The sequence below is a fragment of the Bacteroidales bacterium genome (genome assembly GCA_029210725.1).
Classification (GTDB): Bacteria; Bacteroidota; Bacteroidia; order Bacteroidales.
Genome location: JARGFM010000022.1, coordinates 36,791 through 53,061 on the forward strand (window position 1 = coordinate 36,791; position 16,271 = coordinate 53,061).

The following is a 16,271-nucleotide window of genomic DNA, read 5'->3' on the forward strand; positions in this document are numbered from 1 at the left end:
GGATCCTTATTTGTCTTTCAGAGACTCCGGAAGGCTGGAGTCCGGTAAATCGCGATAATCCATGATCCGCACTTCATGAAAATAGAACTTCAGTATATCCTGGTATGAGAATCCGTCCCTGGCCATTTTCATGGCACCCTCCTGGCTCATTCCAATTCCATGTCCGAATCCTTTCCCCCATACCAGAACATGATCCCCATCGGGGAACATATCAAAAAAGCTTGATTTGAAACCCCAGTCCTCCCGGATCTTTGCCATCCGTATGGAATCCTTATCAAGAATAAAATACTTCTTCCGCTTCATCTGTTCAATATAGATGATCTCATCCGGAATCCGGGTAACAGATTTCATCCCGTTCTTCAGCAAATAGTCCTTCCACGCTTTAAAAGAAATGGTATCCTGCCATTTGGCATGTGACTGATGCAGGGAGTAGGGGTCCACCACGGACTGAAGGTAATCGACATCTGAAAGCCAGACATCTGCAGCCCTCTGGGTTTGTCCCCCGCTGTTGGCATGATAGGCCGCTGAAATCAGTTTGAAATTGTAATCGGCCAGCACAATGGCACTGGTTTCCACAATGGCCTCCAGTATTTGCGGATTGCCGGCTCTCTTTCCCTTGTAAGCCTGGCAGTGCGACCTGTCGCACAGTGCGAAACCCTCGTTCAGGTGCCTGTCCATCTGCTTCATGGCAAAGGTCCTGCAAAGTATGGATTGCGCCTTATAAAACTCTTTTTCAGCATTTGGCCCCGACTCGGCTTCAACGACTCCGGCCAGGTATTTATCCATATCCACCTGGTTTACCAGGGTCATATAACGATCCTCAGGGATCACCAGCAAATTGTCATCGTATTGCCTGGATGTTATTTCCGGTGAAAGGGTCCGAACACGGAATACCGATTCTGCGGACAGGGCCCTTAACAGAATATGGGATGCAAATCCAAAATCGTGCTCCGCGTCCAGCACTTTCACCCTTCCCTCCTCGTGGGTCAGGTAGAAGATATCTCCCACTTCAAATCTGAGTTTCACTTCCCCGTCCAGCAACAGCTGGTAATGTCCCGAAGAGCAGTAAACCACCGCTGCCCTGACCAGATGATCCTGGAAAAGCCCCACCTCCACTGTCTGTGCCGTCAGTCCGGTCCAGGAAGCCACCATCCACAACATCGTAACAATCCGCCTCATTTACCTTCTTCTTTTAACAATTCGAACATACGTTCTCCGATTCTGCGGGAAACCCCCGGATCGCCCAGCCCCGCTTTTATAACACCATAACCCTCCTGCAAGACCTTCCTGTGCCCGGCATCGTACAGGATCCTGACAAGTTCATCGCGGGTGCGCCTGGTCAGATCTTTCTGGATCACTTCCTCCACCAGTTTCTTCCCGTAAATCAGATTCACAAGACTTATAAAATTAATCTTTATTAATCGTTTTGCAATGCCGTAAGCCAGCTTACTGGTTCCATAAAGGACTACCTGGGGCAGATCAAAGAGGGCTGCTTCCAGGGTGGCGGTTCCGGAAGTAACCAGACCCGCCTCTGCACACTCCAGTAAGGCATAGGTTTCATTATAAACGATCCTGACCCCGGTCCCCCGAAGGTATTGCTCATAGAGTGATGCATCTATGGAGGGTGCCCCCGCCACTACAAACTGATGCTCCGGATGTCCGGCTGCCAGTTCCAGCATGGAAGGTAAAGTGCTTTCAATCTCCTTTTTTCGCGAACCGGCGAGAAGTGCCACCAGCGGTTTTTTATCCAGGCCATGACGCTTTTTCCACGCTTCCTTCCCTTCAAATTCCTCCCTGAACCAGGCCACCTGGTCGACCAGGGGATTTCCAAAATACTCCACTTCCATATGGAAGCGCTTAAAAAAATCCCTCTCAAAGGGAAGAATGGTAAAGAGCCGGTCCACATAGAGTTTCAGCGACTTCACCCTTCGCTGTTTCCAGGCCCACACCTTGGGGGAAATATAATAAAAAACCCGGATCCCCCGGCCGGCAGCGAAGCGTGCCATCCGCATATTAAACCCCGGATAATCGACCGGGATCAGCACATCCGGGTCCCACTCCAGGATCTTTCGTTTCATAAGACGCAGATTCCGGAAAATTTTCCGCAGGTGAAACAAAACATCCAGCATCATAAAGCTGGTCTCCCGGTAATGCATCACCATCCCGCCAGCCACTCCCTGCATCAGATCGCCTCCCATATAACAAAACTCGGCCTCCGGATCCATTTTACAAAGTTCCTTCATCAGGCTGGATCCGTGAAGGTCGCCCGAAGCTTCTCCTGCTATGAGAAAGTATTTCATTCCGACTTCAGACAAATTTGAGCAGGAGCATAAGAAATGCCAGCAGCAGTGTGGAAAAAATAACTCCCCTGGCCGCAAAATTCCGCTTGGTCCAGATGCATATGAAAAAAAGTAAGAGGTTAGGAAGTGCTGAAAGACTTATCAGTTTGGACAGCATCCCGAGTTGCTGGAAGCTGACCAGAAAGTCCGCCAGCCCCTTTTCACTTTTAATGATCCAGATGATCAGCATGCTCAGGGCAGGTACTGCCAGTGCAGGAAGCAATCCGCTTAACAGGGTATCGTATCTTTTCTTACTCATTCCTGCTGCTTTGAGCAAACTCCATGGTTTTCAGCTTATCCAGCACCTCGTAGGCAGTCAGATCGGTATGGATAGGCACGACGGAGACATAGCCGTTCTTCAGGGCCCACTCATCGGTGCCTGTTCCACCGTTCTCAGGCTCCCTGTTCTGGAAGAAACCCGTAAGCCAGTAGTACTCGGAGCCATTGGGATCCATTCTTTTTTCAAATTCCTCTTTCCAGTAGCCATTGGCCTGGCTGCACAAGCGGATTCCCCGGATCTCCATGGAAGAGAGGTCGGGAACATTTACATTCAGACAGATTCCATCGGGCAGGCCACTCTCCAGTACCTGCCGGATAAGCTCTTCCGCGACCTCTGCAGAGGCGCTGAAATCGGCATCCGGATCAAAATTGAGCAAGGAAAAGCCGATGGAGGGAATATGGTTCACCGCACCTTCCATGGCAGCAGCCATAGTTCCCGAATAAAGCACACTGGAGGAGGAGTTGGAGCCATGATTAATGCCCGATAAAAGCAGGTCGGGCCTGCGTTCGGACAGACTGTTAAAAACCAGTTTTACACCATCCACAGGAGTTCCGTTGGTCACATAGGAGCTAAGTCCGGGCTCTTCGGAAACAAGTTTAACCCGGAGGGGTACCTTGACGGTGATGGCATGGGACATGCCGGACATGGGCTCCTGAGAAGAGATTGCAATAACATCTCCAAATTTGCGGGCCACGGTAAGCAGCGCTTTCATGCCCCGGGCATGAATACCATCGTCGTTGGTAACCAGTATCAAAGGGGTTCTGTTCATCATCACTTTATAAGCATACAAAAATATCTAAAATCCCCGAGAACCGGGGTTTTATTTTGTAATTTCATGCAATGGGCACTATCGGGACAGCTGTCACAAAAATACTTGCTCCCGGCTCTCTGGATGACTCTGAACTGACTTACGTGGTCATGGGGGCCAGGTACCGGGGACAATGGATCTTTGTGCGGCACCGGGAGAGGCAAAGCTGGGAGCTGCCGGCCGGACATATTGAAGCGGGCGAGGGACCCGACCAGGCGGCGGTCAGGGAGTTGTATGAAGAGGCCGGGGTGGTGAATTCGACCCTGAGCATCATTTCCGACTACGGGGTGAAAGTTGAAGAGCACCAGGCTTTTGGACGCTTGTATTTTGCCGATGTGAAAGAACTGGAACCCCTTCCCGACCATGAAATTGAGGAGATAAAGTTTGGTAAAGAGCTCCCGTCCAATCTCACCTATCCGGAAGTTCAGACCCTGCTTTTTTCCCTTTTAACTCTGCACTAAAAGCACTACTTTTGTTGCTTATTCGTAATGCAGCAGCAATGAAGATTTCCTATAACTGGCTTAAAGAATATATCGATACCATTCCGGGTCCTCAAGAGGTCAGCGAAATTCTGACCAACACCGGACTGGAAGTGGAGGGACTGGAAGAAGTTCAGTCCGTGAAGGGGGGACTTGAAGGAGTAATTATCGGGGAAATACTCAGCTGTGAAAAGCATCCCGATGCGGATAAGCTTACCGTAACAAGGGTAAACCTCGGAGCAGATGAACCGGTACAGATTGTTTGCGGGGCTCCCAATGTGGCAGTGGGTCAGAAGGTCCCTGTAGCCACCGTTGGCACCACTCTCTGGCCCGACGACAAGGGCTTTACCATAAAGAAGGCCAAAATCAGGGGAACGCTCTCCATGGGTATGATCTGCGCCGAAGACGAATTGGGACTGGGCCCCTCTCACGAGGGCATCATGGTCCTGGATCCGGAGGCTGTGGCGGGCATGCCTGCCGCCGAATACTTCCGGGTGGAAAGTGATTTTGTATTTGAGATCGGACTGACTCCCAACCGCATAGACGGGGCTTCTCACCTGGGGGTAGCCAGAGACCTGGCCGCTTTTCTGAAACAATCGGGCAGGGCGAAACTGGAGAAACCCTCCGTGGACTCTTTTCGCATCGACAACACAAAGCTGAACATTCCGGTAGAAATAGAGGAAAAGGCCGGATGTAAACGTTATTCGGGCCTGACCATCCAGGGGGTGAAAGTGACAGAGAGCCCTGCCTGGCTTCAAAAGCGTTTAAGATCCATCGGACAAACCCCCATAAACAACGTGGTGGATATCACTAATTTTGTTCTGCACGAATCGGGTCAACCCTTACATGCCTTTGATGCAGAAAGGATTACGGGCCGGAAAGTGATTGTCAGAACCATGCCGGAGGGCACTCCCATGATCACCCTGGATGAGCAGGAGCGCAAATTGCTCAGCTCCGACCTGATTATTTCCAATACCAAAGATCCGATGTGTATTGCCGGGGTTTTCGGAGGTATCGATTCGGGAGTCAGTGAAAATACCAGCTCTATTTTCCTGGAATCGGCCTGCTTTGATCCGGTATATATCCGGAAAACAGCCCGGTACCACCAGCTGAATACCGATGCTTCATTCCGCTTTGAAAGAGGATCGGATCCCAACAACACGGTCTGGGCCCTGAAACGCGCCGCCATTCTGATCAAAGAGATTGCCGGGGGTAAGATCTCTTCAGAAGTGGTGGATGTATATCCCGAACCGGTGGAGGAATGCCGGGTCGCTATCTCTTTTGCGCACGTGGACCGGCTCATTGGAAATCCCCTGGAGCCTGCCACCATCCGTTCCATTCTGGAATCTCTGGAGATCCGGGTGGAAGAGGAGAACAAAGAAGGAATGATTCTGCGCATACCCACCTACCGGGTGGATGTGCAGAGGGAGGCCGATGTGATCGAGGAGATTCTCCGGATCTATGGCTTCAACCGGGTGGAGATCTCCGGCGGGCTCCGATCGACCCTCTCTTCCACGAAAAAACCGGATAAAGAACTGGTGGTCAACAAAACTTCGGAGCTGCTCACAGCCCAGGGCTTCTTCGAATTGAAATCCAATTCGCTGACCCCCTCCGCCTATTATGATACTGAAGAGAATAAGGACCCCGGAGCCGTCCGTCTGTTTAATCCCCTGAGCCAGGACCTGTCCCTAATGAGGCAGAACCTGCTTTTCGGCGGACTGGAAGCCATCGCTTATAACCTCAACCGGAAGCGGAAGGATTTGAAACTATATGAATTCGGGAACTGTTACTTTCTGAATGAGAAGAGCCTGGGGAAAGATCCCCTGGATAAATATAAAGAAGCTTTCCATATGGGTATTTTCCTTTCGGGAAATGTCCGGACGGGCAACTGGATTCAGAAGCCGGAGGAGGCTTCGTTCCCTCAGCTGAAGACCTGTGTGGAGACGGTTCTGATCAAGCTGGGGATCGATCCGGTGACGTTGGATCGTGCCGGTTCAGAAAATCCGGACTATGTGGAAGGGCTGGTATATAAGTTCCATGAGCGCAGGCTGGCAGAATTCGGTGAGGTGGCGCAGCGTACGCTTAAAATGTTTGACATCAAACAGCGGGTATTTGCCGCCGAATTCAACTGGGACCTGGTGTTAGAAGCCCTTTCCGGACACCGGATTCTCTTCCGGCCCCTACCCCGTTTCCAGGTGGTCACTCGCGACTTTTCCATACTCCTGGACCGGAAGGTAAGCTATGAAGCACTCCGGACACTGGCGTTCAAAGCAGAAAAGAGGCTCTTGAAAGAGGTGACTCTTTTTGACGTATACGAAGGAGATAAAATAGAGCAGGGAAAAAAATCCTATGCCCTGAGCTTTACCCTTCTGGATGAAGATAAAACCCTTACCGACAAACAGATCGACAAAACCATGCAAGGTATTGCCCATGCCTTCATCCGGGAACTCGGAGCCACGATCAGGGGAATGTAAGCTTTATGAATCCGGCCGCAATATGGCTTTATCATTGAGCGTTATTGAAATAAAAGTCCAGATATGAAACGAGTAATAATCTTGCTGCTGGCAGTGTTAATCACCCTCCCCGTTTTTAGCCAGGAACTCAGCAGACAGGAACAGAAGAAGCTGGAGAAGGAGTTAAAAAAGGAGCAAAAAGCTGAGGAGGCTGCTAAAAAAGCAGCCGTGGTCGATGCCATGGTGCTTTACCGGCGTTTTGTTCTGGAGGCAAACACCTTAAAGGACAAACGAGGTAATTCGCTCAATGTGTCGAGCAATATAAACTTTATCGCAGCGGACTCCCTCACCGGGGTCATACAGGTAGGCTCAAATACCTATATCGGAAGCAATGGTGTTGGTGGGGTAACGGTGGAAGGATCCATATCCGACTACAAGTACAGCAAACATGAAAAAAGCGGTAGTTACAGTGTATCGTATTACCTCCGAACACCCTTGGGGAGCTATGATGTCCGCCTGACGGTCTATTCCGACGGCAGAGCAGATGCGGACGTAAGTTCAACCACCTGGGGCGACAGGCTCCGGTACGCAGGTTACCTGGTGCCTCCCGGCATCTCGCGGGTATTCAAGGGCAATTCGCTCTAGTTCCGGGTTACTCCTCCAGTTTGTAGAGAAAACGCTTGATACTGCGTTTCGGGGTCTTCTCAAACTCCGATTTATGGATATGAATCTTTAAGAGTTTCTCAAATGAAACTGCATGCTGGTTGTACTCTTTTCTGTTCTCTTCCATTTTTGTCTCCAGTTCTGCCTCCACCCGGTCGGTTTTGGCCTGGTCATAATCGGGATACACCAGCGCTTCCAGCTTGTGCTTGTTGTTCATGAGCACCACTGCCTCACTGATATAGGGCAGGTTGCATAATTTAGACTCGATCTCCTCCGGATAGATATTCTGTCCCGAAGGCCCCAGAAGCATGCTTTTGCTCCGGCCCTTTATATAGATAAATCCATCCGTGTCGGTGACACCCAGGTCCCCTGTATGCAGCCAGCCATCTTCATCGATCGTGGCTTTGGTAGCCTTATCGTTCTTATAGTATCCCTCCATCAGGTTTTCGCCTTTCACAAGAATTTCACCAGGAACGGTATAAGGCTCCTCCGAATCGATCTTCAGCTCCATAATATCCAGGATCTTCCCACTGGAGCCCTTCCGGGTGGTGGCATATCCCTCGTAGGACATCAATGGTCCGCATTCGGTCATCCCGTAGCCTATGGTAAAGGGAAACCTGATCTTTCTCAAAAAATCCTCCACTTCTGCTCCCAGTGCAGCACCTCCCAGCACCGCTTCCCTGAAGCGTCCCCCGAAAGTTTCGATCAACGATTTCCGCATCTTACCATAAATCAGGCCCCTGATGCCCGGAATGCTGGTCAGCACTTTTACAGAGCCTTTCTGTAAAACAGGCAGAAGCTTTTTCTTGTAGATTTTTTCAAAGAAAATGGGCACAAAAAGGATCAGGTGGGGCCTCACTTCCGAAAACGCTTTGATGATTACCGGGGTGGCCGGCAGTTTGCCCAGGATGGTTACATGCACCCCGACCGCCATGGGAAAGAGATAATCGAAGGCACAACCATAACAGTGTGCAAGGGGTAAGAGGGCCAGCATCTTCTCCCCGGGATTAAGCTCTATGGAACGCATGGCAAAATCCACGTTCCCTGCAAGACTATTGGCTGAAAGAACCACCCCCTTGCTGAATCCCGTTGTCCCCGAAGTATAATTAATCTCCACCACCTCGCTGTTGTCCACCTCTGCATACTTAATCTGATCCCTGCCAAATCCATCCGGATATCTATTTTCAAACAGCTGGTCCAGCTCCTGATGGGCCTTTTGAACCGCCGCCAGCGCTTTGGCAGACAAAATGCCAAAATCGCCCAGTGATAGAATGATTTTCACTCCCTTTATCTCCTCTTCGGAGAGCCCGTCCAAGGTCTGCCTGTCGACCAGCATCATCACCGAATCGGAGTGATTGATAATGGAATGGGCATCGGCCGGTTTAAAGTCGGGGAGAATCGGAACAACCACGCCCCCAAAGGTGATCACACTCATGAAACCCACACACCAGTTGGAAGAGTTTTTTCCAAACACCGCAATTTTATCTCCCTTCTTCACCCCTGCAGCTTCGTATATCAGGTGCAGACGTGCAATCTGGCGGGCCATTTCGCCATAGGTATAAGAGACATCGCTGGTGTAGTCGGACAGGGCCGGGAGATCAAAATTATTTGCAAAACTCTCCTCGTACATCTTAATAAAATTCTTCTGGATCATGCTCAGGGTTTTATAGTTTGTGTTAAATATATTCATTTAAAATCAATGTTAAAAAAGCAGGGGCGAGAATCAAACAAAGCAATTATCTTTATACCATCTTTTTAAGCTTCTAAATAAACAACTTATTTCATGATCTATTTTTTCCGGGTCGCCCGCAACCCGATCATTGCAGTCGAGGCAAACAGCAAACTGGATGAACAAACCACCGGGAAGCTGAAATGGCTGTTTGGAAACGCCATCGTCCTGAGTGAAACCGAGGTGGATGGATGGTTTGTAGGACCCAGAAAAGAGATGATCACCCCCTGGAGCACCAATGCTGTGGAGATCACCCAGAATATGGGTATTCAGGGGCTCCGCCGGATCGAGGAGTTTGTTAAGGTGGAGGACAGAGGGGCCTCCTATGATCCCATGCTGCAGGTTCTTTACGATGGACTGGATCAAAAGCTGTTTACGATTGAGCGGAGCCCTGAGCCTGTTCTGGAAATCCACGATATTGCTGCTTATAACCAGCAGGAGGGACTGGCTCTGAATCCCGATGAGATCGAGTACCTGGAAGGCGTCAGTAAGCGGATCGGCAGGAAGCTGACCGATAGCGAGGTTTTCGGATTCTCCCAGGTAAATTCGGAGCATTGCAGACATAAAATATTTAACGGGACCTTTATCATTGACGGCGAGGAGAAGGAATCCTCCCTGTTTCAGCTGATAAAAAAGACCACACAAACCAATCCCAACCATATTGTCTCGGCTTACAAGGACAACTGTTCTTTTGCGGCGGGACCGGCCATTGAACAGTTTGCCCCTGCTTCGCAGGACAAATCCGACTATTTCAGGGTCACAGATATTAACTCGGTGCTCTCCCTGAAAGCGGAGACCCATAACTTTCCCACTACTGTGGAACCCTTCAACGGGGCAGCCACCGGTACAGGCGGTGAGATCCGTGACCGGATCGCCGGGGGGAAAGCGGCCATCCCCCTGGCCGGAACCGCTGTCTACATGACCTCCTATCCGAGGCTTGAAAACGGACGCAGCCTGAAAGGAGTCATGGCCGAGAGGCCCTGGCTCTACCAGACCCCCGAGGAAATCCTGATCAAAGCCTCCAACGGGGCCAGTGATTTTGGAAACAAATTCGGACAACCCCTTATCTGCGGAAGCCTGCTGACTTTTGAACATGAAGAACTGGGTAAAAAGTTCGGTTTCGACAAGGTGATCATGCTGGCAGGAGGAATTGGCTTCGGGAAAAGCGAGGATGCACAGAAAGACACTCCGGAGAAGGGAGATCTGGTGGTGCTGATGGGTGGCGACAATTACCGCATCGGAATGGGCGGAGGGGCCGTATCCTCTGTGGATACCGGTGAGTTTGAGAATGCCATTGAGCTGAATGCGGTACAACGGGCCAATCCGGAAATGCAGAAAAGGGTTTACAATGCCATTCGTGCCCTGGCCGAATCGGGAAAGAATACCATCGTCAGCATTCATGACCATGGAGCCGGCGGACACCTCAACTGCCTGTCTGAACTGGTAGAGGAAACAGGTGGAAAGATCAACCTGGATAAACTGCCTTTGGGCGATCCCACGCTCTCCGCCAAGGAACTTATCGGGAACGAATCGCAGGAACGGATGGGGCTGGTCATCAAGGCCGGCGATGTGGATAAGCTGCTGCGCATTGCCAGTCGCGAGCGGGCCCCCGTTTATATCATCGGTGAGATCACCGACGATCACCGTTTTGTTTTTGAAAGCGAACAGACAGGTGAAAAACCCATGGACCTGGAGCTGGTCGATATGTTCGGGAAACCACCGCGCACCATTATGGACGACCGTACCCCGAACATCCGCTATAAGAGGATTCCTTATAAAACCAGCGAACTGGCCAGGGACCTGGAGGGCGTTTTGCAGATGGAGGCAGTGGCCTGCAAGGACTGGCTGACTAATAAAGTGGACCGTTCAGTGAGTGGTAAGGTTGCCCGCCAACAGTGTGCCGGAGAACTGCAGCTGCCCCTCAACAACCTGGGTGTCGTGGCACTGGACTACCAGGGATCCAAGGGATACGCCACCTCCATCGGACATGCCCCGGTGGCAGCCATGGTGGACGAAAAGGCCGGTAGTGTACTCTCCATTGCTGAGGCTCTGACCAACATTGTCTGGGCCCCCATGCCCGACCGGATCAGGAGCATCTCCCTGTCTGCAAACTGGATGTGGCCATGTAAAAATGAAGGCGAAGATGCCAGGCTCTATCATGCAGCCAGGGCAGCCAGTGACTTTGCCATAGCACTGGGAATCAATATCCCCACCGGAAAAGATTCTCTTTCCATGACCCAGAAATACGGGAAGCAGTTGGTCTATGCCCCCGGAACGGTTATTATCTCCGCTGCCGGCGAAGTAAGCGACATCCGGAAGATCGTTGAACCGGTCCTTCGGCCCGATCCGGAAAGCCGGCTTATTTATGTGGATCTGTCCAAAGATGATTTCAAACTGGGAGGAAGTTCCTTCGCTCAGTATAAAAACAGGCTGGGCAGGGCAACACCCACGGTGACCGACCCTGACTACTTTGTAAAGGTATTCAACCTGCTTCAGGACCTCATTGAGGAGGGCCGGATCCTGGCCGGACATGACGTGTCGGCCGGGGGACTGATTACCACACTCCTGGAGCTCTGTTACTCCAGTACCACCGGAGGTCTGGAAGTGGATATAACCGGGATTCCCGGAGAGACCACCCAGGTGCTGTTCAGTGAAAAGCCCGCCGTGGTGATCCAGTCAGGGAATCCGCACAGAATGACTGCCCTCTTTGAGAAAGAAGGGATAAATCATCATCTTATAGGACGGCCTCTGGAGGGTCGTTCTCTCGAATTGCGAACCAAGGAAGAAAACCTGAACCTGGATATTGATCACTATCGTGACCTCTGGTTCCGCACCTCCTACCTGCTCGACCGGAAACAGTCGGGCAAACAACTGGCTGAGGAACGATATAAAAACTATAAGACCAATAAGCTGGATTTTGATCTGGGCGATTTCAAAGGCAGCTTTCTTAGCCTGGGCATTGATCCCAAAAGACGCAGCGATAGTGGAGTGAAGGCCGCTATCATCCGGGAAAAGGGTGTCAATGGAGATCGCGAAATGGCGCACGCCTTATATCTGGCAGGTTTTGACGTGAAGGATGTCCATATGACCGACCTGATAGCAGGACGCGAAACACTGGAGGAGCTTCAGATGATCGTCTTTGTGGGCGGCTTCTCCAACTCCGATGTGCTGGGATCGGCCAGGGGCTGGGCAGGGGCATTCCGTTACAATGAAAAGGCCCGCCTGGCCCTGGAGAAATTCTATGCCAGGAAAGATACCCTGAGCCTGGGGGTATGCAATGGCTGTCAGTTAATGATCGAACTGGACCTGGTGGTCCCGGACCACGACCGGTCGCCCCGCATGGAACATAATGCCTCCGGAAAGTTCGAATCATCCTTCCTGGGTGTAGAGGTTCAGGAAAATAAATCGGTGATGCTGGATTCGCTGGAAGGAATGAAGCTGGGCATCTGGGTGGCTCATGGAGAAGGCAGGTTTGTACTTCCCAAACCTGAGAATGCCTATAACATCCCCTTAAAATACAGCCGTTCCAACTACCCTGCCAATCCCAATGGTTCCGATTTCGATGCAGCCGCCCTTTGTTCGGCCGATGGCCGGCACCTGGCCATGATGCCCCATCTGGAGCGTGCCTACCAGCCCTGGCAGTGCGGCTACTACCCCGGGGATCGCAGGAAGGACGAAGCTACTCCCTGGCTGGAGGCCTTTGTGAATGCCCGAATCTGGATCGAAGAACGGAACAGCCGGAATCTCTCCTCCACTAAAGAATGAAAGGCAGGATGGCCTTTCTTTCCGAGGGATAATCAGAAAAGGCAGCCCGGTACCATTTATGATGGGCCAGGGCCCTGGGAACCAGGTTAAAGAAGGTCCAGAGAGCAAATACCAGGGCCGCAGGGCTCCTGGTCATCACTGCAAAACCGGTCCACTGCAGAATCTCTCCCAGGAAATTGGGACAGGAAACCCAGCGGAACAATCCTCCCGCGGGTATGAAGTATCCTTGCTTCCCTCCCTTGCGAAGCCGCAGCAGGATCTGATCGGACCACCAGTTCAGGAAGGCCCCTCCCCCATACAGAATCGCCCCGCCAATAAAGCGTGCATCGGTGAGCCACTCCGGGCTGTACTCCCTGGCAAAAGCGGAGAAGTAGTAGCCGTTCAAAAAGCCGTTCACCAGGTTGAAACAAACTGCCATCAGGGCCACCACCAGGGGCATGAGCTTTCCGGAGGTTCTTGTCCGCCAGGGCCAGATCAGGGAACGGTTGACATAATGAGATACGTAGAGCGCAAAAAATATCCAGGTGAGTGGCTGCAGCTTTCCGGGGCCGGACAGGAAACACAGAACAAAAACAAGCAAAGAAGGAAACTCCATCAGGAACCAGGCCAGACGGTTGTGTATAACTGGCCCCCAGTCTTTTCGGCTGTGCCGACCGTATGGGGCCTTTACAAAGAGAAGAAGGATAAAAACGGCCAGCCCAAGAAAGGTCCAGCCCCATAAGACAGTGTAAAAGCTTTCGCGATCCATATCTGAAACAGAGGAAAGCGAAGATATGGGTTTTTTTCAGATAAGAAGCTACCTGCTATCCTCCCTGTCTTCCGTATAGAGGTATTTGATGGCCAGTTCGTCTGCATCCAGCGAAACGATCCGGATCTGGTAGGTCATCATCCCTCCCCAGTAGGCTACTGTAATATCCAGCAGGCTGTCAGAAACAGCCTCCCAGGTGCCGTCAAAATTATCGTAGGAGATGGGAGGAGTACCGCACCACCCGGCATTCTTCCGTTCAATAAAGGTGCCGTCTTCATTCAGGGTGAAGCCGTATTTATCCTTTTCAAAAGCGCCGCTGCGATGAAGAAGCAGGGTATCTCCCTGATATTCAACCTCCACCCAGGTCCCGACAATATACGAGTTTGCACCCAGCGCATCCAGTCCCGGGAGATCTTTCTCACAGGATACCAGAAGCACAACAATACACAAAAAAATCAATCTCTTCATACAAGCGGTTCTATCTTTTAAATGAAAGATGAGTGAATGTGCCGATGGGTTGCTTCAAAAATATACAAATCCTTACATTTGAAAAAATCCATCCTCTGTCATGAAAAACAGATTAGCGCACATGGTGTTCACACTTCCCCTGATCCTGATCCTCCTGTGTCTTGCTCCGGAGGGTAATTCGCAGGCGATTGTTGAAAAAATCTATTTGAAACCGGGACCCGAGGATATGGTACTCGATACCCTGCACGGAGATCCTGCACTGATCATCTCCTGCTGCGGAAGGCGTGAAGCCCATAAGCCTTTCGGCGAGATGGTACTCTATAACCTGAAGACCGGGCAGCAGCAGCTAATGGAGAGGCTGAACGAACCGGATGAAATCCTGTTCCGACCCCACGGTTTATACATGGACGGCGATCTTCTCTATGTGATCTCTCACGAAAAGGAACCGGACTACCACCCGGTACTGGTCTACCGGGTAAACGGAACACAGCTGAGATTTATGGAGCTCATTAATACCAGTCTACAGCACTCCCCCAATGCCCTGGTCACCGGTCCCGGTGGAGAGATCTACCTGGTGAACGATTCGGGGAAACGCGGAAGTCTCACAGAGAAAGTACTGAAACTCAGACGGGCCAGCGTGATAAAACTGAAAAAAAACAGCGATGCAGAGTGGGAAGCGGAAATGGTGGCCGACAAACTGGGCTACCCGGCCGGGATCAACCGCATCGGGGACCGGCTCTATGTGGGCGATGCTGTTCTTCATAAGATCCATGTGTATCAGATAAACCCCGACGGACTCCGTCCTGTGGGTGAGATCTCCGGCCTGAAAGGCAATGACAACATCAGGATTCACGGGAAACAGTTGCTCACCCCCGGACATGTAAAAGCCTTGAAGTTTGTCAGGCATGCCAAAAATCCTGAGAAGAAGTCACCTGTCGAAGTCTTCCTGGCAGATCCTTTAACGGGTGAGCACACCATCCTTTATTCCACCGATGGCTCCACCATCAGTGCCGGTTCCTCAGCCATCATCTTCGGGAATTACCTGTATATCTGCCAGGTATTCGATCCCTATCTTCTGAAAGTGGAGCTGGAACACTAATTTCACCGATAAACCAGCCACTTTTATCGAAAAAAGTTGAATGGCTTCACTCTTCTGCTCACTTTTGTCCTGAAATCAAAACCGAACAGCTATGAGACCGTTAAAAATAATGATTGCCATAAGTCTGCTGTTCCTGGCGACCCTGAGCGCTTGCCTGGTCAGCTCTCTCCACCCCTTCTTTAAAGAAGAAGACAAATATTTCAATGAAAGTATGCTGGGAAACTGGATAGACGGGGATTCATGCATCTGGACCATCCATCCCAACATGGTACCGAAAGAATTCCCGGGGCCGGATGAACCTGATGGCTCCTACCAGATAACCTACTACGAAGAGGAGGACCAGGTTTCGGTCCTGACAGCCACCCTGTTTCAGCTGAACCGTGTCGATTACGTGGATTTCGTTCCGGATCTCAATGAAGAACACTTCACCTCCGATATGACCTCCTATCACCATATTCCGGTTCATACGCTGGCCAGGGTGCAGTATAACAAAGACTCCATTTTGCTTTACTGGTATGGAGATGAATGGCTCAATGAACTCTTTGAGCAGAACCGGATCCGCATCAAGCACGAAACCGTGGAAAACCATGATTACGACAGACAGGTTCTGACTGCCTCCACCGATGAACTTCAGAAATTCATGAAGAAATATGCCAACGATAAGAAAACCAACGAGGAAATCGAACAAATCTTCGCCCAGGGATATACGGATGGCCAGGAGGCATACGGGGTCTTTCTAAAGCTGAAACCCTATTCAGGCCCCCTGCCTGAAGAAAGAGCCAGAGAGCTTGAACCCGTATACAACAATTGATCAATGACCTTTAAAAAGACAGTTGCTATTTCAATTTTTTCAGGGCAGCAGGGACCACCTTGTTTACAGTTAAGCGCTTTTCGCCCTTGATAAAGGCTGTCAACTCCTCCCTGGTTTTAAAGGTCCTGAGTTTTGTTATGGCCTCACGCACCTTATAATCAGAACTGTGGTCGGCCTTCCCGGCAGCAGGTTTAGCTTTGGGGGCGGCGGGTTTTGCAGCAGCTTTTGCTGTGGGAGCAGCAGGCCTGGCCGCAGGCGCCGGAGCAGGCGCAACAGCCCGTTTAGCCACAGGTGCAGCCACAGCTTTCGGTGCCGGTGCTTTTGATTTCTTTTTCTTGGAATCCTTTTTCTTGGAATCCTTTTTCTTGGAATCCTTTTTCTTGGAATCCTTTTTCTTGGAATCCTTTTTCTTAGCAACTTTCAGTTTTTCCAGGATACTCTTCTTCTTCTTGCTTTTTTTGTCTACATCCTTTTTTGTTTTCTTCTTGGCCATGATTTATTGATTTAAAATGCAATGGGAAACTGAAGCTAAGATAATTGTTTTTTGAAAACTTCAGAACTCCTTACTTGTCGCAATCTAAATTAGCGGAAATTTTGAAAACCATCCGTAAATCTGATCCTGGAAATGT

At 50.7% G+C, this 16,271-nt stretch carries 14 protein-coding genes; 6 read left to right on the forward strand and 8 right to left on the reverse strand.

Annotation, left to right across the window (positions count from 1 at the left end; genetic code table 11):
- Window positions 1-6: 6 nt before the first annotated feature.
- From P1P86_12320 to surE, 4 genes are read right to left on the reverse strand one after another with little or no spacing between them, the layout of a single operon-like run.
- Entirely contained in the window at window positions 7-1,179 is a 1,173-nt protein-coding gene (locus P1P86_12320) for a SpoIID/LytB domain-containing protein (GenBank protein MDF1575963.1), read from the reverse strand.
- Window positions 1,176-2,300, reverse strand: a complete 1,125-nt coding sequence (gene lpxB, locus P1P86_12325) for a lipid-A-disaccharide synthase (protein MDF1575964.1) — start codon at window positions 2,298-2,300, stop codon at window positions 1,176-1,178. The genes P1P86_12320 and lpxB overlap by 4 nt, the downstream gene beginning before the upstream one ends.
- Before the next feature lie 7 nt (window positions 2,301-2,307).
- The gene (locus P1P86_12330; protein ID MDF1575965.1) at window positions 2,308-2,598 is read right to left on the reverse strand and encodes a hypothetical protein; all 291 of its coding nucleotides are present in this window, start codon (window positions 2,596-2,598) and stop codon (window positions 2,308-2,310) included.
- Entirely contained in the window at window positions 2,591-3,391 is an 801-nt protein-coding gene (gene surE / locus P1P86_12335; protein ID MDF1575966.1) for a 5'/3'-nucleotidase SurE, read from the reverse strand. The genes P1P86_12330 and surE overlap by 8 nt, the downstream gene beginning before the upstream one ends.
- A 68-nt stretch (window positions 3,392-3,459) precedes the next feature.
- Here surE and P1P86_12340 point away from each other — a divergent pair, with 68 nt between their 5' ends.
- The 3 genes from P1P86_12340 (at window position 3,460) to P1P86_12350 (ending at window position 7,004) form a co-directional block, all read left to right on the forward strand.
- The gene (locus P1P86_12340; protein MDF1575967.1) at window positions 3,460-3,888 is read left to right on the forward strand and encodes an NUDIX domain-containing protein; all 429 of its coding nucleotides are present in this window, start codon (window positions 3,460-3,462) and stop codon (window positions 3,886-3,888) included.
- A gap of 38 nt (window positions 3,889-3,926) precedes the next feature.
- On the forward strand, window positions 3,927-6,380 hold the full coding sequence (gene pheT, locus P1P86_12345; GenBank protein ID MDF1575968.1) for a phenylalanine--tRNA ligase subunit beta: 2,454 nt from the start codon (window positions 3,927-3,929) through the stop codon (window positions 6,378-6,380).
- A gap of 63 nt (window positions 6,381-6,443) precedes the next feature.
- A complete protein-coding gene (locus P1P86_12350; protein MDF1575969.1) occupies window positions 6,444-7,004 on the forward strand; it encodes a DUF4251 domain-containing protein in 561 nt (186 codons plus the stop codon).
- Window positions 7,005-7,011: 7 nt separating this feature from the next.
- On the opposite strand, the gene P1P86_12355 is transcribed toward P1P86_12350, so the two are convergent.
- Entirely contained in the window at window positions 7,012-8,676 is a 1,665-nt protein-coding gene (locus tag P1P86_12355) for an AMP-binding protein (GenBank protein ID MDF1575970.1), read from the reverse strand.
- 129 nt (window positions 8,677-8,805) lie between these two features.
- Between P1P86_12355 and purL the strand changes: the two genes are divergently transcribed.
- The gene (gene purL / locus P1P86_12360) at window positions 8,806-12,516 is read left to right on the forward strand and encodes a phosphoribosylformylglycinamidine synthase (GenBank protein ID MDF1575971.1); all 3,711 of its coding nucleotides are present in this window, start codon (window positions 8,806-8,808) and stop codon (window positions 12,514-12,516) included.
- Here purL and P1P86_12365 read toward each other — a convergent pair.
- Window positions 12,506-13,264 carry a DUF1295 domain-containing protein gene (locus P1P86_12365; protein ID MDF1575972.1) on the reverse strand — a complete coding sequence of 253 codons (759 nt, stop codon included), beginning with the start codon at window positions 13,262-13,264 and terminating at the stop codon, window positions 12,506-12,508. The genes purL and P1P86_12365 overlap by 11 nt on opposite strands.
- A gap of 48 nt (window positions 13,265-13,312) precedes the next feature.
- Entirely contained in the window at window positions 13,313-13,732 is a 420-nt protein-coding gene (locus P1P86_12370) for a hypothetical protein (GenBank protein ID MDF1575973.1), read from the reverse strand.
- A gap of 100 nt (window positions 13,733-13,832) precedes the next feature.
- Here P1P86_12370 and P1P86_12375 point away from each other — a divergent pair, with 100 nt between their 5' ends.
- Both P1P86_12375 and P1P86_12380 read left to right on the forward strand, forming a co-directional pair.
- Window positions 13,833-14,831 carry a hypothetical protein gene (locus P1P86_12375; protein ID MDF1575974.1) on the forward strand — a complete coding sequence of 333 codons (999 nt, stop codon included), beginning with the start codon at window positions 13,833-13,835 and terminating at the stop codon, window positions 14,829-14,831.
- Between the two features lie 91 nt (window positions 14,832-14,922).
- Entirely contained in the window at window positions 14,923-15,642 is a 720-nt protein-coding gene (locus P1P86_12380; GenBank protein MDF1575975.1) for a hypothetical protein, read from the forward strand.
- A 25-nt stretch (window positions 15,643-15,667) separates the two neighbouring features.
- Here the strand turns inward: P1P86_12380 and P1P86_12385 are convergent, their stop codons facing one another.
- Window positions 15,668-16,135, reverse strand: coding sequence for a hypothetical protein (locus P1P86_12385; GenBank protein MDF1575976.1), 468 nt, complete (start codon window positions 16,133-16,135; stop codon window positions 15,668-15,670).
- Window positions 16,136-16,271 lie beyond the last annotated feature (136 nt).